General features: G+C 33.4%; 19 protein-coding genes. 11 read left to right on the top strand and 8 right to left on the bottom strand.

The genetic code is table 11. The features are described 5' to 3' along the window. Nucleotides 1–9 precede the first annotated feature (9 nt). Genes OH806_RS11175 through OH806_RS11165 form a run of 3 tightly spaced genes read left to right on the top strand, consistent with a single transcriptional unit; the run spans nt 10 to nt 2460 of the window. On the top strand, nt 10–894 hold the full coding sequence (locus tag OH806_RS11175) for a lysophospholipid acyltransferase family protein (RefSeq protein WP_264743764.1): 885 nt from the start codon (nt 10–12) through the stop codon (nt 892–894). A gap of 6 nt (nt 895–900) precedes the next feature. Then, the gene (locus tag OH806_RS11170) at nt 901–1878 is read left to right on the top strand and encodes a glycosyltransferase family 2 protein (protein WP_264743763.1); all 978 of its coding nucleotides are present in this window, start codon (nt 901–903) and stop codon (nt 1876–1878) included. 27 nt (nt 1879–1905) lie between these two features. Next, on the top strand, nt 1906–2460 hold the full coding sequence (locus OH806_RS11165; RefSeq protein WP_264743762.1) for a 3'-5' exonuclease: 555 nt from the start codon (nt 1906–1908) through the stop codon (nt 2458–2460). A 3-nt stretch (nt 2461–2463) separates the two neighbouring features. Here the strand turns inward: OH806_RS11165 and apaG are convergent, their stop codons facing one another. From apaG to glgB, 8 genes are all read right to left on the bottom strand, one after another. Then, nucleotides 2464–2853 carry a Co2+/Mg2+ efflux protein ApaG gene (apaG, locus tag OH806_RS11160; protein ID WP_264743761.1) on the bottom strand — a complete coding sequence of 130 codons (390 nt, stop codon included), beginning with the start codon at nt 2851–2853 and terminating at the stop codon, nt 2464–2466. 82 nt (nt 2854–2935) lie between these two features. Then, a complete protein-coding gene (gene odhB / locus OH806_RS11155) occupies nt 2936–4180 on the bottom strand; it encodes a 2-oxoglutarate dehydrogenase complex dihydrolipoyllysine-residue succinyltransferase (RefSeq protein WP_264743760.1) in 1245 nt (414 codons plus the stop codon). A 40-nt stretch (nt 4181–4220) separates the two neighbouring features. Continuing rightward, nucleotides 4221–7034 carry a 2-oxoglutarate dehydrogenase E1 component gene (locus OH806_RS11150; protein WP_264743759.1) on the bottom strand — a complete coding sequence of 938 codons (2814 nt, stop codon included), beginning with the start codon at nt 7032–7034 and terminating at the stop codon, nt 4221–4223. Between the two features lie 123 nt (nt 7035–7157). Beyond that, nucleotides 7158–8198: an SRPBCC domain-containing protein gene (locus OH806_RS11145; RefSeq protein WP_264743758.1), complete on the bottom strand. Its 1041-nt coding sequence runs from the start codon at nt 8196–8198 to the stop codon at nt 7158–7160. A 69-nt stretch (nt 8199–8267) separates the two neighbouring features. Then, nucleotides 8268–9536, bottom strand: coding sequence for a glucose-1-phosphate adenylyltransferase (locus OH806_RS11140; protein WP_264743757.1), 1269 nt, complete (start codon nt 9534–9536; stop codon nt 8268–8270). A gap of 15 nt (nt 9537–9551) precedes the next feature. Next, on the bottom strand, nt 9552–10082 hold the full coding sequence (locus tag OH806_RS11135; RefSeq protein ID WP_264743756.1) for a hypothetical protein: 531 nt from the start codon (nt 10080–10082) through the stop codon (nt 9552–9554). A gap of 4 nt (nt 10083–10086) precedes the next feature. Next, nucleotides 10087–11493: a glycogen synthase gene (locus tag OH806_RS11130; protein ID WP_264743755.1), complete on the bottom strand. Its 1407-nt coding sequence runs from the start codon at nt 11491–11493 to the stop codon at nt 10087–10089. 6 nt (nt 11494–11499) lie between these two features. Beyond that, a complete protein-coding gene (glgB, locus tag OH806_RS11125) occupies nt 11500–13449 on the bottom strand; it encodes a 1,4-alpha-glucan branching protein GlgB (protein ID WP_264743754.1) in 1950 nt (649 codons plus the stop codon). A 219-nt stretch (nt 13450–13668) separates the two neighbouring features. Between glgB and OH806_RS11120 the strand changes: the two genes are divergently transcribed. From OH806_RS11120 to OH806_RS11085, 8 genes are all read left to right on the top strand, one after another. Next, on the top strand, nt 13669–14790 hold the full coding sequence (locus tag OH806_RS11120; protein ID WP_264743753.1) for an alpha/beta hydrolase-fold protein: 1122 nt from the start codon (nt 13669–13671) through the stop codon (nt 14788–14790). Nucleotides 14791–14794: 4 nt separating this feature from the next. Then, the gene (locus tag OH806_RS11115; protein WP_264743752.1) at nt 14795–16210 is read left to right on the top strand and encodes a leucyl aminopeptidase family protein; all 1416 of its coding nucleotides are present in this window, start codon (nt 14795–14797) and stop codon (nt 16208–16210) included. Nucleotides 16211–16350: 140 nt separating this feature from the next. Beyond that, nucleotides 16351–17562: an ATP-grasp domain-containing protein gene (locus OH806_RS11110; protein ID WP_264743751.1), complete on the top strand. Its 1212-nt coding sequence runs from the start codon at nt 16351–16353 to the stop codon at nt 17560–17562. 30 nt (nt 17563–17592) lie between these two features. Beyond that, nucleotides 17593–18306, top strand: coding sequence for an alpha/beta hydrolase-fold protein (locus OH806_RS11105; protein ID WP_264743750.1), 714 nt, complete (start codon nt 17593–17595; stop codon nt 18304–18306). 52 nt (nt 18307–18358) lie between these two features. Beyond that, entirely contained in the window at nt 18359–19312 is a 954-nt protein-coding gene (locus OH806_RS11100; RefSeq protein WP_264743749.1) for an ATP-grasp domain-containing protein, read from the top strand. Between the two features lie 32 nt (nt 19313–19344). Further along, on the top strand, nt 19345–20463 hold the full coding sequence (locus tag OH806_RS11095; RefSeq protein WP_264743748.1) for a carboxylate-amine ligase: 1119 nt from the start codon (nt 19345–19347) through the stop codon (nt 20461–20463). Nucleotides 20464–20497: 34 nt separating this feature from the next. Further along, nucleotides 20498–21331, top strand: coding sequence for a type 1 glutamine amidotransferase (locus OH806_RS11090; protein WP_264743747.1), 834 nt, complete (start codon nt 20498–20500; stop codon nt 21329–21331). A 78-nt stretch (nt 21332–21409) separates the two neighbouring features. Beyond that, a complete protein-coding gene (locus tag OH806_RS11085) occupies nt 21410–22594 on the top strand; it encodes a hypothetical protein (RefSeq protein WP_264743746.1) in 1185 nt (394 codons plus the stop codon). Nucleotides 22595–22653 lie beyond the last annotated feature (59 nt).

Below are 22653 nucleotides of genomic sequence, written 5' to 3'. Positions count from 1 at the left end.
GCGTGTTTTATGAATTTATTAATTAAAATATTATACTTCGTTTCTAAGCTTCCGCTAAAAATTTTATACATTTTTTCGGATATTATTTTCTTTTTAAACTACAACTTCGTTGGTTACAGAAAAAACGTAATTACCGAAAACCTTAAAAACTCTTTTCCGGAAAAAAATGAAAAGGAAATAAAAGAAATTAGAAAAAAATTCTATCGTAATTTTTCAGATTATTTAGTAGAAACTGTAAAATCATTCAGTATTTCTGAAACAGAATCAAGAGTGAGAATGCAGCATATCAATCAGGATATTTTTCATGAAGCAAAAGCAGAAGGAAAAAATGTAATTCTTTTAGCCGGTCATGTTTTTAACTGGGAATGGATAAATGCATTTGCAAGAATAATTCCTCAGGAACATTGTCATCCTGTTTACAGAAAGGTTAACAGCGACTTCTGGGAAAATGAAATGAAAAAAGTCCGAAACAAATTTGGAAATGAAGCATTAGAAGCAAACGAAGTAATCCGAAATATTCTTAGAAACAAAAACGACGGAAATTCTGTATACATGTTTGTTGCAGATCAAACTCCCCATTCGGCGAGTATCACTTATGGTTTAGAATTTTTGAATCAAAGAACACCGGTATTTATTGGATATGATAAACTAGCCACAAGAATGGATTTAGCATTCATTTATTGTGAAATGAAAAAGGTAAAACGTGGTTTTTATCAGGTAAACTATCACAGAATTTATCCTGACGGAGAAAAATTTGCAGAACATGAAGTAGTAAAGAAGTTTCACAAATTATTGGAAAACACATTACACAAACGTCCTGATAATTATCTTTGGTCACACAGAAAATGGAAATATAAGGATTCGATAAAGATTTATGATTCTGAAAAAATTTAATTTAAAATGTCAAAAAAATTAGCAATTGTCATATTAAATTGGAACGGAAAAAACTGGCTTGAAAAATTTCTTCCAAGCGTAGTTAGCTTTTCAGAATACGCAGAAATTTATGTGATTGACAATCTTTCTACAGATGATTCTGTAGAATTTACACAAATGCAATTTCCTACTGTAAAAATTATCAAAAACAATAAAAATTATGGTTTTGCAGGAGGTTATAATGAAGGGTTGAAGTCTATTGAGGCTGAATATTATTGTCTTTTAAATTCAGACGTAGAAGTAACTGAAAATTGGATTGAACCTGTTTTACATTTATTTGAAAAAGATTCTTCAATTTCTGCAATTCAACCTAAAATTTTATCTTTCAATAATAAAAAATTTTTTGAGTTTGCCGGCGCAGGAGGTGGTTTAATTGATAATTTAGGCTATCCTTATTGCAGAGGGCGTATCTTTGATAAAGTAGAAGAAGATAAAGGTCAATATGATGATGAAATCGATATTTTTTGGGCTTCAGGATGTTGTTTTTTTATCCGTTCAAAAGATTTTTGGGAACAAAAAGGGTTTGATGAAAGATTTTTTGCCCATCAGGAAGAAATTGACCTTTGCTGGAGATTAATCAATTCAGGAAAAAAAATATTTTATACAGGAAAATCTACAGTCTATCACGTTGGAGGCGGAACTTTAAACAAGCAAAGTGCCCAAAAAACATATTTAAACATCAGAAATAATCTTTCGATGATGTTGAAAAACTTACCTTTTCCTAGGCTTATTGGGCTACTTTTTTTCAGGTTATGTCTAGATGGAGTTGCCGGAATTTATTTTGGTTTAAAACAAGGCTTTCCTCATCTGTGGGCTGTAGTAAGAGCACATTTTGGGTTCTATGGACAAGCTATTGGAACATGGAAACGTCGTCAGCAAAATCAAAAAGACGAATTTTACCAAACAAAATGGTTAATTTTCAAACATTTCCTTGGAAATAAGTAACTTCATTTATCATAAATTATATAAACAATGGATTTTTGTGCAATAGACTTTGAAACCGCAACCCATGAAAGAAGCTCTGCCTGTGAAATGGGAATTTGTATTGTACAAGACTCCAAAATTGTAGAAACTAAAACATGGTTAATAAAACCACCAAGTTTTCCTTATTTCAACCCTTTTAACGTTAATGTACACGGAATAAGAGCCGATGATGTTAAAGATGCTCCTACTTTTGATGAAATTTGGTATGAAGCCGAAGAAATGATGTACGGGACTTTAATGATAGCTCACAATGCTGGTTTTGATGCCGGAGTTTTAAGAGGTTGTCTTGAATATTATGGAATGTTTAAACCAAAATTAAATTATCTCTGTAGTATTCAATTGGCTAAAAAATCATGGAATTATCTTCCAAAATACGGATTGAAAAACTTAGCAGAATACCATCAAATTAGCTTTAATCATCACAGAGCCGGTGCTGACGCAGAAGTTTGTGCTAAAATCTCTTTATTAGCATTTGAAAAGTTACTTCTTTCAAGCAATGAAGAAGTCTCTGAGTATATGAAATCAAAAATAAAAGTTCTTTAGTTCTTAGTTACTTAAAACTTCAGAAAGCAAGTTAAATTTAGGAATGTCTATTTCAAAATTTTCTTGAGTTTCCATGTTTCTAACCAAGTATTTTCCGCTCATATTTCCTACTCCGGAACGTAGCATCACATTTGAAAAATAGGTAAAATTGTTACCAACAGGAATTTCTGGTGTTAAACCTATTACACCATCACCTATAATTTCAGTATATCCAAAACCGACGTCGAAAATCAGCCATTTTCTTTTAAGAACTTTTATAGGAAAATTCCCTGTATTTTCAATTGCTATGTTATATTTAAAAACATAACGGTTTTCAGAAGGGTAACTGTTTTTAATATCATACTCAGGAATAACTGAAACCTTGATATTTGAGGTAGTTTTTGAGAACATCATCTTAAGTATTTATCAAATATATACAAAAATCTCGCCTTTTTTGAGGCGAGATTATAAATATATATTATAATTCTATTAATAATTATAATCCAAGACCTTTTCTTTCGTCTCCACCCATTAGAATTTCTACCGGATTATCAATTGCCTCTTTAACAGCAACAAGGAATCCTACAGATTCTTTTCCGTCAATAATTCTGTGATCATAAGACATCGCTACGTACATCATTGGACGAATTACAACTTGTCCGTCAACAGCAACCGGTCTTTGGATAATATTGTGCATACCCAAAATTGCAGATTGAGGAGGGTTAATAATTGGTGTAGACATCATAGAACCAAAAGTTCCACCATTTGTAACAGTGAATGTACCACCTGTCATTTCATCAACCGTAATTTTTCCGTCTCTTACTTTAGTTGCTAAATCTTTGATATTTGCTTCAACGCCTGCAAAAGACATATTTTCTGCATTTCTTAATACAGGTACCATTAAACCTTTAGGACCTGAAACAGCGATTGAAATATCACAGAAATCATAGTTTATTTTATAATCTCCATCGATAGATGCATTTACATCAGGATACATTTGCAATGCTCTTGTAACCGCCTTTGTAAAGAAAGACATGAAACCAAGACCTACCCCATGTTTTTGAGCAAATTCTTCTTTATACTGCTTTCTTAGTCTAAAAATTTCAGACATGTCAACCTCGTTGAAAGTTGTCAACATTGCTGTTTCATTCTTAACAGAAACTAATCTTTGAGCAATTTTTCTTCTAAGAACTGAAAGCTTAGTAGTTGTTGTAGATCTAGAACCTGTAGCAGAAACTGGATTTCCACCTAAAGCAGGAACTGCAGCTAATTCAGCATCAGATTTAGTGATTCTACCATCTCTTCCTTGTCCAACAACTTGAGATGCATCAATACCTTTTTCGTCAAGAATTTTCTTAGCAGCAGGAGATGGTGCTCCAGTTGCATAAGTTTGAGGGGCTGCAACAGGTTTTGGAGCTTCTTGCTTCACTGGTTCAGCAGCTTTCGGAGCCTCCTCTTGTTTTGGAGCTTCAGCAACAGGTGCAGAACCCGCAGGTTTTGCAGCATCCATATCAATTAAACATACTACCTGACCTACTTGTACCACATCACCTTCTTCTGCTTTCAAAGTAATAACACCACTTTGTTCAGCAGGCAATTCAAGAGTTGCTTTATCTGAGTCTACCTCAGCGATAGGTTGATCTTTTTCTACATAATCACCATCTTTTACAAGCCAAGTTGCAATTTCAACTTCTGTAATTGATTCGCCCGGTGAAGGAACTTTCATTTCTAAAACTGACATATGAGTATTTTTTATTTTTTTATTGATTATTATTTTTTTATTAAGCTGTTACAGGTCTTTTTACAGGAGCATCATTTCTATCAAATACTCTGTTGATTACTGCATTTTGGTTTTTCTCAAACATTTTATGACTTCCAGGAGCCGGAGCACCACTTGGTACAGGAGCTATTACATTAATACCCGTATCTCTGAAGTTTCTCAGAATATAAGACCAAGCTCCCATGTTTTCAGGTTCTTCCTGGGCCCAAATAATCTCTTTTCTATTTGAATATTTATTGAAAATTTCCTCAATAGCATCTGTTTGAAGAGGATAAAGCTGCTCAAATCTCACTAATGCAATATTTTCACAGTTAAGTTCTTCTTTTTTAGCTAATAATTCAAAGTATAATTTACCTGAACAAAGTACTAATTTTTCAACTTTTTTAGGATCTGCAGTTGGATCATCTAAGACTGGCTGGAATCCTTTATTTGAGAAATCTTCAAGCGGAGAAACCACTTTAGGATGTCTTAACAATGATTTTGGACTCATCACAATTAATGGTTTTCTGAATGACCATTTTAATTGTCTTCTCAATAAGTGGAAATAGTTAGCAGGAGAAGTAATATTCGCTACAACCATGTTTTCATTAGCACAAAGTGTAAGGAATCTTTCCAATCTAGCTGAAGAGTGTTCTGCACCTTGTCCTTCTGAACCGTGAGGTAATAACATTACCAAACCATCCTGAATTTTCCATTTTTCTTCAGCTGCAGCCAAATATTGGTCAACAATAATCTGAGCACCATTTACGAAGTCTCCAAACTGTGCTTCCCAAATCGTTAATGTATTAGGAGAAGCCATTGCATAACCGTAATCGAAACCTAAAACTCCATATTCAGAAAGGTGAGAATTGAATACATCAAATCTATTTTCAGAAACTTGTCTTAATGGAACATATTCTTCTTCTGTATCTTCTGTTTTTACAACCGCATGTCTGTGAGAGAAAGTACCTCTTTCCACATCTTCACCAGAAATTCTCACATTGTGTCCTTCTGTAAGAAGTGTAGCGTAAGCTAACCATTCTCCTAAAGCCCAGTCTAAAGAGTTTGCTTCAATAGCTTTAAGCCTGTTTTCGAAAAGTCTTGTAATTTTATTTAAGAACTTTTTATCAGCCGGAAGAGTTGACATTTTAATTGCCAATTCTTTCAACTTTGCTAAGTCATATTTTGTATCAACAGCATCCAGAACCGCACCTCTCTTTCCGATTGGATAATTTGTCCAGTCTTCTGCCATGAAAACATCCATTGTATTTTTTTCAATTTCTTTAGATGCATCAAAGTCTTTATCAAGAAGAGCTTTAAAATCAGTTTCCATTTTAGCAATTACATCATTTGATGTAATGCTGTCTTTTAATAACTTATCTTTATAAATCTCTCTTGGATTCGGGTGTTTAGAGATTGTTTTATATAAATTAGGCTGCGTGAACCTTGGCTCATCGCCTTCGTTATGCCCATATTTTCTATATCCTAATAAATCAATATAAACATCTTTTCCGAATTTCGCTCTGAAATCAGCAGCAAAATGGATAGCGTGTACCACAGCTTCAGCATCATCTGCGTTTACATGCATTACAGGCGATTCTGTAACTTTTGCAATATCCGTACAATAGGTAGAAGATCTTGCATCCATATAATTAGTTGTAAATGAAACCTGGTTATTTACAACAATATGAACAGTACCACCCGTTTTGTACCCATCTAAAGTCATCATCTGAGCAACTTCATAAGCAATACCCTGCCCTGCAATAGCACCGTCACCGTGAATAATGATTGGAAGAACTTTAGAATAATCTTTATATTTATCATCTACTTTTGCACGGCAAATACCTTCTACAAGAGCTGCAACCGTTTCAAGGTGAGATGGGTTCGGAGTCAAGTTGATAGCAACTTCTTCTCCTGAAGCTGTTTTTATTTTTTTAGATGCTCCTAAGTGATACTTAACATCACCAGAGAACACATCTTCTTCAAATTCTTTTCCTTCAAATTCTGAGAAAATTTGTTTGTAAGATTTCCCGAAAATATTTGTCAGTACATTTAATCTACCTCTGTGAGCCATTCCTAAAACAACCTCATCAACTCCCAATTGAGAAGATCTTGAAATCAACTGATCCAAAGCTGGGATAAGAGTTTCACCGCCTTCTAATGAGAATCTTTTTTGCCCAACAAATTTTGTATGAAGATAATTTTCAAACGCAACAGCCTGATTAAGTTTTAATAAAATTTCAGTTTTTTCATTAGATGAAAGAATCGGATGATTTTCATTTACCTGCAGCCATTGTTTTATAAAATCCTTTTCTTCAACGTTATTGATGTGCATATATTCAACACCGATAGAATCACAATAAATATTTTCTAGGTGAGTAATAATCTCTTGCAAAGTAGAAGGACCTTTCATCCCTGTTTCTACAGCACAATTGAATTTTGTATTTAAATCCTCTTTAGATAAACCAAAATTTTCGATATCTAAAGTCGGTGTATAATGTCTTCTTTCTCTAACAGGGTTTGTTTTGGTAAACAAATGGCCTCTTGTTCTGTAAGCCTCAATAAGGTTTACTACTTTAAACTCTTTTTTAATATGTTCAGGCACTTCTCCGTTTGATACAGCCTGAGAAACTTGCTGTGCTACTGGAGCCGAAGAGGCTGAAGTTTGAATATATTGAACGTTATCATCATCTCCGTAGTTCTCTAAAGCAAAATCAAAGCCTTGAAAGAAGGCTTTCCATGATGGTTCTAAAGAATCCGGGAATTTTAAGTACTGTTGGTATAAATCCTCAATTAATTGAGAATGAGCTGCGTTTAGGAATGAAAATCTGTCCATTATTACAGTTTATCTATTATTAAAATTTATTTGTAGAATTAAACTCCAAATTTAATAAAAAAAACCGACTTGGAACCGCCTAATATTATTAAAAAAACTATAAAATAATTAAAATTGAAAAAATCACTTAAATACTGATAATGAGAGTTTCAAATTAACTGTCTGACCCTCCATTGGTCTTTCGATAAAAGTTTGTTGAACGTCACCAAAACGCATTTCGTCTTTCTTCGCTTTCTGAATCAGTTGCTGAATTGCTTTTACTCTCCCTTCATAAGTTCCTTTGTAGTAAATGACATAATTCTGAGCAGAATTTAAAGTTCTGAAACTGAAATTATTATCTGTAATTCCAAACTTTTTAGACAATGGAATTCCCAAGAAATAAGAAACTTCTTTGTCTTTATAATTATCGGCATCTGTAATCAAAACAGGATACCCAAATTCATCATCTTTTTTGCCCAAATCCATGGTTACATAGTTATAAACTTTATTATAGTTCATAACAACATTTCTATATAAAGCATCTTTTTTGTTGGATGTACTCACATTAATTCCCAACAAAAGTTTCTCTTCCTCATTTTCGACCATCAGACTATCATATTTTATGGCTGCAATCTGATTATCTTTCTCTACCTTGTTACCCAAAACATTTTTCAGATTTATCATGCTTTTATCGATATTCTCAGCAAATCTGTCTTCCGTCCAAAAATTTTCCACTCTTCTGAAAACAGATAGTTTAGGTGTATGAACCGACCATGTGATTTTCGTCTTTTCTGGAGAAACTGCTTTAAATTTCACATCAACCAACGTAGGGTTCTCGTTCTTATCTTCAAAAAGCTGATATCTTAAGGTCTTGTTTGGATTTTCATATCTTATGAACATTTCCCCATCTGTCTCATTTTTGGGATCTACATAGCTCATCGCACTTCCTTGCCCTTCATAAGGTCTGTAATAATCAATATCAATAGACGGAGAACTCGTAAAGAAATTATTCCAACGTGTAAAATGCTGAAGATTATTAAATTGAGAAAAAACTTTATCCAAAGGATAATCTACTTCTTTTTCAATTTTAAAACTTTTACTTTCATCCACAAAATAGTACATGGAAGCAGTATAAGCTCCCACTAAAAATACAATAATTACAGCTATGATCTTGAAAATACGCATCGCACAAATGTAATACAAATAAAAAAAGTGACCAATATATTGGTCACCCTTATTGTATGTTTTAATGAATTATCCCACATGAGTTCCCGGAGGCAAAACCGCTCCTTTTTTCACTACCACAATTCCATCCTGCACTGAGTATGTCCCAAAATCACCATCCTTCAAATGTTTTCCTCCAATAATTCTTACATTATCCCCAATGTAACAGTTTTTATCTAAAATTGCTTTTTCTATATAACAATATTTTCCGATTCCCATGTTTGGTTTTCCTGCTCTATCATTCATCACAATTTCGGTTGTATTTTGATAGAAATCAGCTCCCATTACATAAGAATTTACAATGGTACTTCCTTTATCTATTCTCGTACGATTTCCTATTACCGAGTTTTCAATTTTATCTGCCATGATAATACAACCATCACCAAAAACCGCCTTACTTACATAAGAACCATTAATTTTTGATGGAGGAAGCATTCTTGCTCTTGTATAAACAGGTGATGAAGAAAACAGGTTAAACTGCGGAAAATCCTGACACAAATCTAAATTTGCTTCATAAAAAGATTCAATTGTACCTATATCCGTCCAATATCCTTCATATTGATAGCTTAATGTTTTATATTTTCCTATTGAATTTGGAATAATGTCTTTTCCGAAATCATCTCCCGCTCCTTCTTCAAACATTTTCTTAAGAATACTCCTTGTAAAAATATAAATTCCCATCGAAGCCAGATATTCTTTGCCTCTATGTTTATTTTCTTCCGAAACTTCAGATTTTAAACCATCCAACAAGTCATATCCTGGTTTTTCAACAAAGGATGTAATATTTCCTTCGTCATCAGAACTCAAAATCCCAAAACCCGTCGCATCTTTAGCATTTACAGGAATCGTGGCAATCGTCACATCACCACCTTTTTCTATATGAAAATCAAGCATTTCTCTAAAATCCATCTGATAAAGCTGATCACCGGAAAGAATCAGAATATAATCATAATCATATTTCTCAAGGTGTTTCATTGATTGGCGAACCGCATCCGCCGTTCCTTGGTACCAACTATCATTCTCAACATTTTGTTCCGCAGCCAAAATATCAACAAAGCCCTTACTGAAAATATCAAAATGATAGGAATTTTTGATATGTGAATTTAAAGAAGCTGAATTAAACTGTGTTAAAACCAAGATTTTATTCATTCCTGAGTTCAAACAGTTTGAAATGGGGATATCCACCAATCTGTATTTTCCGGCAATTGGCACAGCGGGTTTCGACCTAGAGTATGTTAAAGGAAAAAGTCTTGTTCCTCTACCTCCTCCCAAAACAATTGAAATAACATTGCGATTCATAGATTATATTGCGTTTTATTTTATTAAATTTACTGTCCTTTTTTTAATATTTACGTCTACTGAAAAACATTCTTTATTTTCAGCTTTCAGCTTTTGATTATAAACTACAACCTGATATAAACTATCATTCAACATCTTTATTTTTCTATCTACATCATCAATGTTTATATAATATTTTTTAAGCTCTTCTCTAAATAGTTTATTTGTAATTAATACATCCATAATGTCAACCTCTCTCATTATGAAGTCTTCCAAATCTTTATTATATTTACTCTTCCACCCTATTCCATATTCTCTTTCAATCGCAGCATAGGTTTCTTTATTTTTAGCATCAACTTGTTTCACTAATTTATCATCAACTCTACATCCTGCTACTAAATGATGCTTAATTTTCCATTTTTCAGAAATCCCTTCTGCTGCTTCATAAAATCCCATTCTAGGATAGCCATAACCGTAAATCCAATAATAACCACCAATATACGTTCCTTCTTTCTTTTTACAAGAAAAAATTACTAAGAACACAAATAAAAAAGACAGCTTCTTCAAGGTTTTAATTCTTATATAAAGCTATATATTTTTCAGCAGATTTCTCCCAAGCAAAATCAAAACCCATATTAGCATGAATAAGATTTTCCATCGTTTCTTTTTGAGTAAAAATCCCCATTGCTCTATTCATTGCATGAAGAATATCATCCACACCCGGATAAGTAAAATTGATTCCGGCTCCTCCTGTTGAAATATCTTCTACCGTATCTCTCAAACCTCCTGTATATCTTACAATAGGAACGGTTCCGTATCTCATGGAATACATCTGATTCAATCCACAAGGTTCAACCCTTGAAGGCATCAATAAAAAGTCTGCCGATGCATATATTTTATGTGAGAGATGTTCTTTATATCCTAAATCCAATGCAAAATTGGTATAAGTATAATCGTATTCTTTCAGTTTATTTTCAATATAAGTATTACCTGAACCTAAAATCATGATATTCAAAGTACCATAACTTTGTTTAATACTTTTCCAAACAACATCAGGAAGAAAATCAGCTCCTTTTTCTGTTGCAAATCGTCCTATAAAAGCAAACAAAGGAAGTTCAGGCTTCAAACCGTATTCTTTACACAATTTTTCTTTATTCTTCTTCTTTTGGAGTACAGCATTATTAATATTAAAATTAAAATCAAGCATAGGATCTGTTTCAGGATTCCAAACCTCAGTGTCAATTCCGTTGATGATTCCGTAGGCTTTACCAAATTCATCTCGAACCAAACTTTCCAAGCCTCTAAAACTTACGAAAAGTTCTTCCAAATACCCTTGAGAAACAGTTGTAAAGGCTGTACAACATTTAATCATACTTGCCAAAGGGTTGATATATCCGTTCCAATCAAGCAATCCCCATTTATAAGAGTCAAAAAAAGGCATATAATTCGCCATATCCCAGCTCATCATTCCCTGATATTCACCATTATGAATTGTCCCGATGGTTTTTACCCCTTTTAAAAATACAAATTCAGGGCAATTTTCAATCATAAACGGGACTAAGCCTGTATGATAATCATGACAATGCAAGACATCGGGACGAATCTCCATTGCACTTAACCAATGTAAAACGCCATGCTGAAAAGCCAAAAACTGAAAACTCTCATCTTGATACCCGTAAGGATTATCCCTATCTAAAAGTCCGGGAATTTTCACCATATACAATTCAAATCCCAAGACATTTGTTTTTTCTTTTAAAATCTGAACCTGAAGCATATTTGATCCTTGATGAATAAATCCGTCAAAAACAATATCAAATTCATGTTCGTAAACAAAAGGTTTATTATACCAAGGCATTACAACCTTAGCGTCAATATCTTTTATTTTATTCTGATATTTCGGCAAAGCTCCCACTACATCAGCTAAACCTCCTACTTTTGCTACCGGATAACATTCCGTACTAAGATGATAAATTACCATGTATTTCTACCTTTTATGTTGTTTAATTCTTTGTAGTTTATATTTTTTGTCTTTTTTCAGCTTTAAAATAATCCCTGCAAGAGGAGGCAAATTCAGACTGATGGATTTTGGTTTTCCGCTGTATTCCTCATTTTTTTCATTAAAAACAGTCGGTTTTACTCCACTTCCATTATATTTTTCATCATCGGAATTAAAAACGACCTCCCAATCTGTTCCTGAATCCACTCCTATTTCATAATCTAAACTTCTAGGGAGCAAATTTAGAATCACCATAAAAACATCATCCTTTCTTTTTCCTTTTCTTAAATATACATATACAGAATTTTCCAAATCATCAGCTTCAACCCACTCAAACCCATCTTTATTGAATTGGTTTTCATAAAAAGCAGGTTCATCCCTATACATATGATTCAAATCTTTGACTAAGGTTTGCAGTCCTTTATGAACGGGATATTTCAGCAAATGCCAATCTAAACTCTGGGTAAAATTCCATTCACTGGTTTGCCCAAATTCATCCCCCATGAAAAGCAGCTTCGCGCCCGGATGTGTATACATATACACATACAACGTACGAAGATTAGCAAATTTTTGCCATTCATCGCCCACCATCTTGTAAATCAAACTAGCTTTACCGTGTACAACCTCATCGTGAGACAAAGGCATCATATAATTTTCATTATACATATACATCGAAGCAAAAGTCAGCTTATGATGATGATATTTCCTATTAATCGGGTCTTCTTTAAAGTAATCCAATGTATCATGCATCCAACCCATCATCCATTTCATACCGAAACCTACACCACCGTCATGAACAGGTTTTGTGAGCATCGGAAAATCTGAACTTTCTTCTGCTATTGTGATTATACTATCTCCAAATTCTTTATAAACAGCCGTATTAAACTCTTGTAAAAATGCTTTAGCTTCAAGATTTACATTTCCTCCATAAATATTTGGTTCCCATTCTCCTTCATTTCGAGAATAATCCAAATGTAACATTGAAGTGACAGCATCTACACGCAATCCGTCTGCATGATATCGTTCCAGCCAAAACATCGCATTGGAAATCAGGAAAGATTTCACTTCATTTCTTCCGTAATTAAAAATATGTGACTTCCAATCAGGATGAAAACCCTTTCTCGGATCCTCATGTTCATATAAATAAGAGCCATCAAATCTATATAAACCATTGGCATCACCAGGGAAATGAGAAGGAACCCAATCTAAAATAACTCCAATATCATTTTTGTGAAGCTCATCAATCAAATACATCAAATCCTGTGGTGAACCAAAACGAGATGTGGCAGCATAAAATCCTGTAATCTGGTATCCCCAACTTGGATCATACGGATATTCCATCACAGGCATGAATTCCACATGTGTAAATCCCATTTCTTTCACATAAGGAACGAGTTTTTTTGCTATATCACGGTAGTTCAAAAACTGCTTTGGATTACATCCTTCCCGAACCCAAGAACCTAAATGAATTTCATAAACAGAAATTGGTGCATTCAGACTATTCTTTTGCCAGCGGTTTTTTAACCATTTTTCATCACTCCATTCATACCATGTTGTAGAAACTAAAGATGCAGCCTGAATATTCTGTTCCCAACTCAGCGCATAAGGGTCGCTTTTTTCTAAAATTTCTCCTCGCGGAGTTTCAATTGCATATTTATATAATGTACCCCAGGTTAAACCAGCAATAAAGCCTTCCCAAATCCCGGAACCATCCCATCGGGGAAACAAAATATGGTCTTTATCATTCCAATTATTAAAATTCCCTATAACGGAAACTTTTTTTGCATTGGGTGCCCAAACAGAGAAATAAACACCTTTTACACCATCTTTATCAACAGAATGTGCTCCAAATTTTTCATATAGCTTATAATGCTTACCTTCTTTAAAAAGATAAATATCGTGGTCTGTAAAAAGCGTATATGTTTTAACCGAATTCATCACGGTTTTGTTTTAATTATTTATTTTTCTTGAAAATACAAAAAAAATGAGCAAAAACCGTTAATTATTAATGAAATAATTATCATGTCAATCTTCTTCCATCCTTTGTTTCTATCAAATATATAATTTTTTTATTCACACTTTGGTAATTTGAAAAATAATTTGATATAAAAAGATTTTTTATACATTTATAGGTTAAAATCATTTTTAAATACACAGATGAGGTTTGAACTTTATACAGACGAAAGTGATGATAGAGCTATATATATTACAGGAAATTTCAACAACTGGAATCCAAAAGATTACATCTATCAACTTAAACAAGTAAATTCTAATAATTATTTCATAGAAATTGACAATCAAATTCTCCCGGATGAAATTGAATACAAATTCACAAAAGGCGGCTGGGAAAATGTAGAACTAGACAAATTCGGAAATATTACTCCCAACCGAAAAACACCAAAACAAGCAGAAAAATCTTCAGATATTGTTGAAAAATGGAGACTCAATTGGGGACCGTTCAAAGACGAATACTTCCCTATTGTAGAAATTATTTCAGAAGAATTTTATATACCACAGCTGGATCGCTATCGAAAAGTCTGGGCACTTTTGCCTTATGACTATTATGTTTCTGACAAAAAATATCCTGTTTTATATCTTCAGGATGCACAAAATCTCTTTAATGAAGGAAGCGGTTACGGAAATTGGGAGATTGATAAAAAACTTTCCATTTTAGCAGAATATGGGCGCGGAGACGTTATCATTATTGCTGTTGAACACGGAAGCGAAGAAAGAATCAAAGAGTATATTTTCGATAATGATAATGTAGCCAATGGCTCTGAAGGTAAAAAATACATTCGTTTTATTACGGATACTTTGAAGCCTTATGTTGACGAAAATTACCGAACAAAAAAAGACAGAGACAACACAGGAATCGGAGGAAGTTCGTTAGGTGCTCTAATTAGTATTTATAGTGGGTTTCTTTACCCGGAAGTTTATTCTAAACTTTTGATTTTCTCGCCTTCACTTTGGGTAGAACCCAATAACAATTTCCCGATGATGAGCTTCAGAGTACCTTATAAGACCAAGATTTATCTTTATGGAGGAGGTCAGGAAGGTTCTAAAATGGTAAAAAGAATCCATATTTTTGAAGAATATTTAAAACGTTGGGAAAAGAAAAATCTATTTGATTTCGAATTCAGAACCAACATCAATCCAGAAGGTACCCATAATGAATTTTACTGGTCTCAGGAATTTCCTAGAGCTATCGAATGGCTATTCTATGACAATACAGAGAATCCGGTAGAAGTAAAACCTCAACAAAACAGCATTAAAAATTAAACTCATGAAATTATTAAACAAAAAAAATAAAAATTATACTCAAGTTTTCCATGTATTCACTGAAGAAGAATGGGCAAAAACAAGTAAAAATTTCAACAAAAATATTTCTAATTTTTTCACAGGAAAAAAACAGGAAGTTTTCATAAATGCTCACGAAGAAGGAATTACCTACTTCATAGGTTTAGGAAAATCAACTTTACAAAATTTTGAAATCCAGCAGGTAGCCGTAAAATTTTCTCAGACTCAAAAAGACAAATTACACCCTGTTCCTACTTTGGTTTTAGCAGATTTTATGAATGAAAAACAATTCGAACAATTCGCAAAAGGCCTACTAATAGGAACTTACAACTACCCTTTTGAAAAATCTCACCCTTTTTGGAACTCCAAATTTGAACTTCATTCTGAAAATCTAAGCCAGAAAAAGCTGGATACAATTATTAAAAGAGCCGAAGCATTAAGTATCGGACAAATTACTTGCCAAGACTGGCTTAATAAACCTGCAAATCTAAAAAGACCAGATGCTTTAAGTTTATATTTAAAAAACTTAGCAAAAAAATACGGCTTAAAGTATACAATTTTCAACAGAAAAAAATGTGAAGAACTTGGTTTGGGAGCTTACTTATCTGTAAATCAAGGAAGCGATTACGATGCTGCATTTACTATTCTTGAGTATAAAACCTCTGTTAAAAATGCAAAAACTTTTGGTCTTGTCGGGAAATGCGTAGTATTCGATACAGGTGGAATTTCTTTAAAAAGTCACGAAAATATGCATTATATGAAATCAGACATGGGTGGAGCTACAGCTGTTTTAGGAACATTATTGTATGCTGCAGAAATGCAACTTCCTGTAAATATTGTTGCGATTTTACCCATTACAGATAATGCAATTTCTGAAAAGGCTTTTCTCCCAAGTGACGTAATTACCGCATACAACGGAAAAACAATCGAAATTTTAAATACCGATGCGGAAGGAAGAATGATTTTAGCAGACGGACTTTCTTACCTTACCAAAAATTACAAAACAGATTTTTTAATTGACCTTGCTACACTTACAGGAAGTTCTGTAAGAATGTTTGGAGATACTTGTGGTGCATTATTTTCTAACAATGAAGAATTAAAAAATAATTTAATAAAAACAGGAGATAAAACCAATCAAAGACTTTGGAATCTTCCGTTATGGGATATTTGGAAAGATGATATACAGTCTGATGTTGCAGACCTAAAAAACATCTCCATGAAGCCAATTGGAGACTGTATTGTAGCTGCTAAATTTTTGGAACAATTTATCGAAAACCACCCAAAATGGGCACATCTTGATATTGCGGGGGTAGCATTTGGAAATGTTGGTTATGCTAAAGAAAAGGCAGCAACAGGTTTCGGGGTACAATTATTAACAGATTTTATTGAAAATTCCTTATAAAAATTAGTTTATTACAAAAATTCTCTGTATAATTGATACAAGATTTTCAAAAACGCAACTTATTTTTAATTTTAACATTAAATAATTAATAAAAATTTGCTTTTATTTTTGAAAACTCATTAAAATCTAAAAAACATTATATGGAGGAGAAAACAATAGCATGTATTTCGTGCTATTATAAGGGCTATGATTTCATGGATGAAATGAAAAGGCTCGGTAATAAAATTATACTAATAACATCTGAAAACCTAAAAGAAAAAAATTGGCCATGGCATGCTATTGACGAGGTATTTTATATGCCTGAAATTAAGCCGTCTGTATGGAACCTAGAGCATCTGATTCAAGGGTTTTCACATCTGATGCAAACGCGAAAAGTAGATGCCGTTATAGCTCTTGATGATTATGATGTAGAAAAAGCAGCTCTTGTTAGGGAAACATTTCGTATTCCTGGAATGGGACAAACCACTCATCGCTACTTCAGGGATAAATTGGCAATGAGACAAAAAGCAAAAGATTCGGGCATCAACGTACCTGAGTTTACAGCAATTTTCAATAATGATGAGGTTAATTCTTTTGTTGATAAAATTCCTGCTCCATGGGTATTAAAACCTCGTTCGGAGGCTTCTGCGTCAGGAATTAAAAAAATAACGTCTAAAGATGAACTTTGGGATGCTTTACATACTCTCGGAGAAGAAAGACATTTATTTCTATTAGAAAGCTTCAAACCAGGAGATGTTTATCATGTTGATAGTCTTACATTTAATAAAGATATTGTTTTTACTTCTGCTTCAAAATATCTAGCTCCACCTATGCAGGTTTCTCATGAAGGCGGAGTTTTTAGAACCAAGACATTAGGTAGGTATTCAGACGAATTTCAAGCTCTGGAACAGGTAAATGCCAAAGTTCTTTCAAATTTCGGATTAATAAACGGTGCTACTCATACAGAATTCATCAGAAGTAAAGATGACGGAAAATATTATTTTCTTGAAACCTCTTCAAGAGTTGGCGGAGCTCATATTCCAGATCTAGTAGAAGCTTCCAGCAATATCAATATTTGGAGAGAATGGGCAAGAATTGAGGACGCTTTATTAAGAGGTAAAAAGTATGAAGTTTCGAAACCTACAGGATATTATTCAGGGTTAATTGTTGCTTTGATTAAAGATAAAGAGCCCAATTACAACGAGTTTGAATGTACTGAAGCCGTAAAATTTTTACCAATAGATTATCATGTCGGAATTGTTTATAAATCAAATGATGCTCAAATTGTTCAGGAAAGATTAGACAATGCAGCCGAAAAAATACATTCAGAAATGCTGAATATTCTCCCTCCAAAGGGAAAACCTACAAGTTAATAATCAATTAAAAACTCAAATAAGAAAAAAATGCCACAAATAGAGCATACAGACTATTATTCCCATATTTTAGGAATGAGTCTTAAGGTAGAAGTTACAGGACATTACGGTTACCCAATCATTATGTTCCCAACTTCTCAGGGACAATATACCCAAAACCATGATTTTCATTTAAACGGAAGTATCAATTGGTTTATAGAACAGGGAAAAGTAAAACTATACAACATTCAGACTATTGATGGATGGAGTTTTTACGATGATAAAATCTCTCCACAACAAAGAATAAAAAATTATGAAAAATATGTTCAGTTCTTAATTCAGGAGTTTGTTCCCTACATCCAAAAAGTTCACAATACACACAGAGTTGCTGTTGCGGGAGCAAGTTTTGGAGGATATCATGCTGCCAATTTTGCCTTCAGATTTCCAGATGTAGTATCCCATTTATTATGTCTTTCTGGCGCATTCAGTATAAGAAATTTTATGGACGGATATTCCGATGAGTTGGTTTATTTCAATTGCCCAAGAGAGTTTGTAAGAAATGACGAAGCATGGAAATACAAACATATGCATATTGTTTTAAGTACCTCAGACCAAGATATCTGTAAAGACAAAAATATCGAAATGGCAGAGATTTTAGCTTCAAAAGGTATCGACTTCTGGTATGATGAAAGAAAATGGATAAATCATGATTGGCCTCTCTGGAGAATGGTTTTACCAACATTTATTGGAGCATATTTCTCTTAAATTTTTAAATCTTACTCTAAAATATTAACATACAACATTAAAAAATACAATTATGGCAAAAAAAGTTGGAATTCTATTCGGAATGGAGGATACTTTTCCTTGGGCTTTCATTGATAAAGTAAACGAATTAGGAGGTGGTGAAATCATTGCCGAACCAGTCACTATCGACAAGCTGGAACAAGGTGCAGATTACGGATACGCAGTGATTATCGACAGAATTTCACAGGATGTTCCTTTCTACAGAGCTTATTTAAAGAATGCAGCGTTAAACGGAACTTACGTTATCAACAACCCTTTTTGGTGGAGCGCAGACGAAAAATTTTTCAATAATGCATTGATGTCAAAACTAGGCATTCCACTTCCAAAAACAGTTTTATTGCCTTCCCACGAAAGACCAACAAACACTTCCGAAACGTCCTTCCGAAATCTGAAGTTTCCTCATGATTGGGATTATATTTTCAATTATGTTGGTTTTCCTGCATACATGAAACCTCATGACGGAGGAGGCTGGAGAAACGTTTACAGAGTAGATAGTCCTGAAGATTTATGGGCAAAACTTAGTGAAACAGAGCAATTGGTAATGATGGTTCAGGAAGAAATTATTTTCGACGATTATTACAGAGTGTATTGTTTAGGAAAAAAATATGTTCACATCATGCCTTATGAACCTAGAAATGCCCATCATTTAAGATATGCAACAACACATCAGACTCAAGGCGAAGAATTGGAAAAATTATTAAAAACAATTCACGATTATACTATCAAAATGAATGAAGCCTTGGGATATGATTTCAACACCGTTGAATTTGCCGTGAGAGACGGAATTCCCTATGCAATCGACTTCTGCAATCCAGCTCCCGATGCAGACAAAAATTCTGTAGGTGAAGAAAATTTTGCCTGGATTGTTGAGCATTCGGCAAAGTTGGCAATTGAAAAAGCTAAAGAATATATACCAGGAAAGCCAAATATTTCTTGGGGAACTTTTGTAAAAGATTCAGCAAAATAAAAAAACATAAAAATTAAAAAGCACGAAAAGAAATGCATCAATTTACCATCGGAATCGAAGAAGAATATCAAATTATTGATGTTGAGAGCAGAGATTTAGTCTCTCATGTTTCGAAAATTATTGAAGGAGGAAAAGCTGTTTTAAGTGAAAATTTAAAACACGAAATGCATGAATCCATGATTGAAATGGAGACTGGAATCTGTCAGAATATTCAGGAAGCAAGGCAAGAATTAACAAACCTGAGAAGACACCTCATCAAAACAGCTCATGAGCAGGGTCTTCGCGTTTCAGGAGGAGGAACTCACCCTTTCTCAAATTGGGAACACAACACCATTACTAATGGTGAACGCTACATAAAAATTGTAGATGATATGGGAGATGTAGCTCGAGGAAATCTTATTTTCGGACTTCATGTACATATCGGAATTCCGAATCGTGAAGAAGGTGTGAGAATTCAAAATGTAATGCGATACTTCCTTCCTCACGTTTACGCCTTATCTACCAACTCACCTTTTTGGATAGGCAGAAATACAGGCTTTAAGTCTTACAGACAGGAGATTTTCGTAAAATTTCCGAGAACAGGTATTCCTAGTTATTTCAATTCTTTGGCTGAATTTGACAGTTATGTTGACCTTTTAGTAAAGACCGGAACAATTGACAATGCTAAAAAAATATGGTGGGATTTGAGGGTACATCCTTTCTATCCGACTATTGAGTTTAGAATTTGCGATATGCCTTTAAGGCTTGATGAAACGGTTTGCTTAGCTGCAATCATGCAGGCTTTAGTCGCTAAAATTTATAAACTGCATCAGCAAAATTTGAGTTTCAGGAGTTATAGAAGGTTACTATTAAATGAGAATAAATGGCGAGCCTCTAAAAGTGGAATTGAAGCTCACCTTATCGATTTTGGTAAAGAAGAATCCGTACCTTATCCTGAGTTATTGAAAGAACTTCTTGAGTTTATTGATGATGTTGTGGATGAGTTGGGATGCAGATCGGAGGTAGAATATGCATGGAAAATATTAGAAAACGGAACAGGAGCTGACAGACAGCTTCAAATCTTTAAAGAAACTGGTGATTTAACGAAAGTTGTTGATTATATGATATCTGAAACAGAATACGGCATAATGTATGGCGAATCTGATTCATAATATTTTTGATAACTTTGCAAAAAAGTAAAGTAATATGAGCGATATTCGCATTGCTTTGTTAGACATGAATAACAACCATGTAAATCAAGGTTTTAGAAATATTAAAGAAATTTCAGAGGCTTTTCAACTGAAATCTGAAGAAAATGTAATTATTGAAACTTTCGATGTAAGATATAAAAACGAAATCCCAAATATTGAAGATTTTGACATTTTTATTTCATCAGGAGGTCCCGGAAATCCGCATAGAGAAGGTTTTGAATGGGAAGATAAATTTTCAGATTTTTTAGATTCAGTTTTTGAGCATAATAAATATAGTGAGAATAAAAAATATTTATTTTTAATCTGTCATTCATTCCAATTGGCAAGTATTCATTGGAAATTAGGAAATATCTGCAAAAGAAAATCTTATTCATTTGGGGTAATGCCTGTTCACAAAACAGAGGAAGGAGAACAAGAATTTTTATTCAAAAATCTTCCAGATCCTTTTTATGCTGTTGATTCTAGAGCATTCCAATTTATAGAACCCAATTATGATCGATTTGAAGAATTAGGAATGAAGATCGTGGCAATTGAGAAATTCCGTCCTCATATCAATCTGGAAAGAGCTGTAATGGCAATTCGTTTTTCAGAAGAAATTTTTGGAACTCAGTTTCATCCAGAAGCGAACCCTGAAAGCATGATGGAAAACCTTAAAGATGACAAAAACAAAGAAGCCATGATTGAAAATTTCGGAATGGAAAAATATCTGGAAACTATCGACAGAATGGATGATGAAGATAAAATTATCCTGACTCAGGCACAGATTCTACCCAGATTTCTACAGTTTGCAAAAAAAAACATTCTGAAAGGCTCTGAAGTAATGGCTTAAATGAAACATTAGATAAAACTAACAATAATAAAATCGGGCAAAACTGCTCGATTTTTTAAAATCACAAAGAAAGAGAATATGATTTCAAAATACAGAAAACAATTTAACCAAGAATTCTCTCAGGATAAATATGAACAATTTAAACAGTCTCTAAAACAGAAAAGTGGCTTAGAGCCTGGATTCAGAATCTCTGAAAGTCCAATTTTTCTTACCAATGAGTTCAAAAACAAACTGATTGATGCAAGTGAAAGTATTATTTCCCAAATCAAAGCTTTACCAAAAGGAACATTAGAAAAAGCTATTCCTGAAAGCTGCAAAGTTCCGAATGATACAAAACAACCTCATTTTTTTACTATTGATTTTGGAATCTGCAAAAATGAAAACGGAGAAATTGAGCCTCAGCTTATTGAGTTACAAGCATTTCCTTCATTATATGCTTTTCAAAAAGTTTTTGAACAAACATTTTGTGGGGTTTACCCTTTTATTTCCGAAATTAAAAACCCGATGCCCGATAATGAGTTTAAAGATTCTTTAAAAGAACTTATTCTAGGCAACGAAAACCCTGAAAATGTAATTCTGCTTGAGATTTATCCTGAAAAGCAAAAAACAGCAATAGATTTCGTTTTTACTGAAAAATTATTAGGAATAAAAACAGTTTGTCTTACGAAACTAAAAAAAGAAGGACGAAAGCTTTTCTACGAAAACAGTGGAAAGCTTATAGAAATTAAAAGAATATACAATCGTGTAATTTTTGATGAATTAAACAGGATTCCAGATTTAAAGACTGAATTTGATTTTCGTGAAGATGTTGATGTAACTTGGGTGACACATCCTAATTGGTTTTTCAAAATCTCGAAATTTCTTTTACCATTATTAAAACATCAATACGTTCCGAAAAGCTATTTCCTTCATGAGTTTCCGGAAACAGAGAATCTTGAAAATTTTGTTTTAAAACCTTTATTCTCTTTTGCAGGAAGCGGAGTAAACTTAAATCCGACAAAAGAAATCATCAATTCTATAGAGGATAAAGAAAACTATATTTTACAAAGAAAAGTAAATTATGAATCTGTTTTTGAAGATATTAATGGTGAGTTTTCAAAAGCAGAAATTCGACTGCTTTATATCTGGAAAGAAAATGATGAGCGTCCTATTTTATTGGAAAATTTAGCACGAATGACGAAAGCAGCAATGGTAAATGTAGATTTTAATAAAAAAGACGCAATCTGGATTGGCAGTTCCAATGCTTTTTTTGGAGAAAAATAACAATTGATAAATAAAATATCGGGCGACTTCTTTGAAGTCGCCCGATATTTTTAAGTTAT

Origin of the sequence: Chryseobacterium oryctis, from assembly GCF_025971925.1 — a bacterium.
Classification (GTDB): Bacteria; Bacteroidota; Bacteroidia; order Flavobacteriales; family Weeksellaceae; genus Chryseobacterium; species Chryseobacterium oryctis.
Note: the sequence above shows the minus strand (reverse complement) of the source record. Positions and strands in the feature narration are given on the sequence as shown.

What these genes read in the sequence shown, in the direction of transcription:
- OH806_RS11175 (WP_264743764.1), top strand. Translation starts at nt 10, where the DNA reads ATGAATTTATTAATTAAAATATTATACTTCGTTTCTAAGCTTCCGCTA.
- OH806_RS11170 (WP_264743763.1), top strand. Translation starts at nt 901, where the DNA reads ATGTCAAAAAAATTAGCAATTGTCATATTAAATTGGAACGGAAAAAAC.
- OH806_RS11165 (WP_264743762.1), top strand. Translation starts at nt 1,906, where the DNA reads ATGGATTTTTGTGCAATAGACTTTGAAACCGCAACCCATGAAAGAAGC.
- apaG (WP_264743761.1), bottom strand. Translation starts at nt 2,853, where the DNA reads ATGATGTTCTCAAAAACTACCTCAAATATCAAGGTTTCAGTTATTCCT.
- odhB (WP_264743760.1), bottom strand. Translation starts at nt 4,180, where the DNA reads ATGTCAGTTTTAGAAATGAAAGTTCCTTCACCGGGCGAATCAATTACA.
- OH806_RS11150 (WP_264743759.1), bottom strand. Translation starts at nt 7,034, where the DNA reads ATGGACAGATTTTCATTCCTAAACGCAGCTCATTCTCAATTAATTGAG.
- OH806_RS11145 (WP_264743758.1), bottom strand. Translation starts at nt 8,198, where the DNA reads ATGCGTATTTTCAAGATCATAGCTGTAATTATTGTATTTTTAGTGGGA.
- OH806_RS11140 (WP_264743757.1), bottom strand. Translation starts at nt 9,536, where the DNA reads ATGAATCGCAATGTTATTTCAATTGTTTTGGGAGGAGGTAGAGGAACA.
- OH806_RS11130 (WP_264743755.1), bottom strand. Translation starts at nt 11,493, where the DNA reads ATGGTAATTTATCATCTTAGTACGGAATGTTATCCGGTAGCAAAAGTA.
- glgB (WP_264743754.1), bottom strand. Translation starts at nt 13,449, where the DNA reads ATGAATTCGGTTAAAACATATACGCTTTTTACAGACCACGATATTTAT.
- OH806_RS11120 (WP_264743753.1), top strand. Translation starts at nt 13,669, where the DNA reads ATGAGGTTTGAACTTTATACAGACGAAAGTGATGATAGAGCTATATAT.
- OH806_RS11115 (WP_264743752.1), top strand. Translation starts at nt 14,795, where the DNA reads ATGAAATTATTAAACAAAAAAAATAAAAATTATACTCAAGTTTTCCAT.
- OH806_RS11110 (WP_264743751.1), top strand. Translation starts at nt 16,351, where the DNA reads ATGGAGGAGAAAACAATAGCATGTATTTCGTGCTATTATAAGGGCTAT.
- OH806_RS11105 (WP_264743750.1), top strand. Translation starts at nt 17,593, where the DNA reads ATGCCACAAATAGAGCATACAGACTATTATTCCCATATTTTAGGAATG.
- OH806_RS11100 (WP_264743749.1), top strand. Translation starts at nt 18,359, where the DNA reads ATGGCAAAAAAAGTTGGAATTCTATTCGGAATGGAGGATACTTTTCCT.
- OH806_RS11095 (WP_264743748.1), top strand. Translation starts at nt 19,345, where the DNA reads ATGCATCAATTTACCATCGGAATCGAAGAAGAATATCAAATTATTGAT.
- OH806_RS11090 (WP_264743747.1), top strand. Translation starts at nt 20,498, where the DNA reads ATGAGCGATATTCGCATTGCTTTGTTAGACATGAATAACAACCATGTA.
- OH806_RS11085 (WP_264743746.1), top strand. Translation starts at nt 21,410, where the DNA reads ATGATTTCAAAATACAGAAAACAATTTAACCAAGAATTCTCTCAGGAT.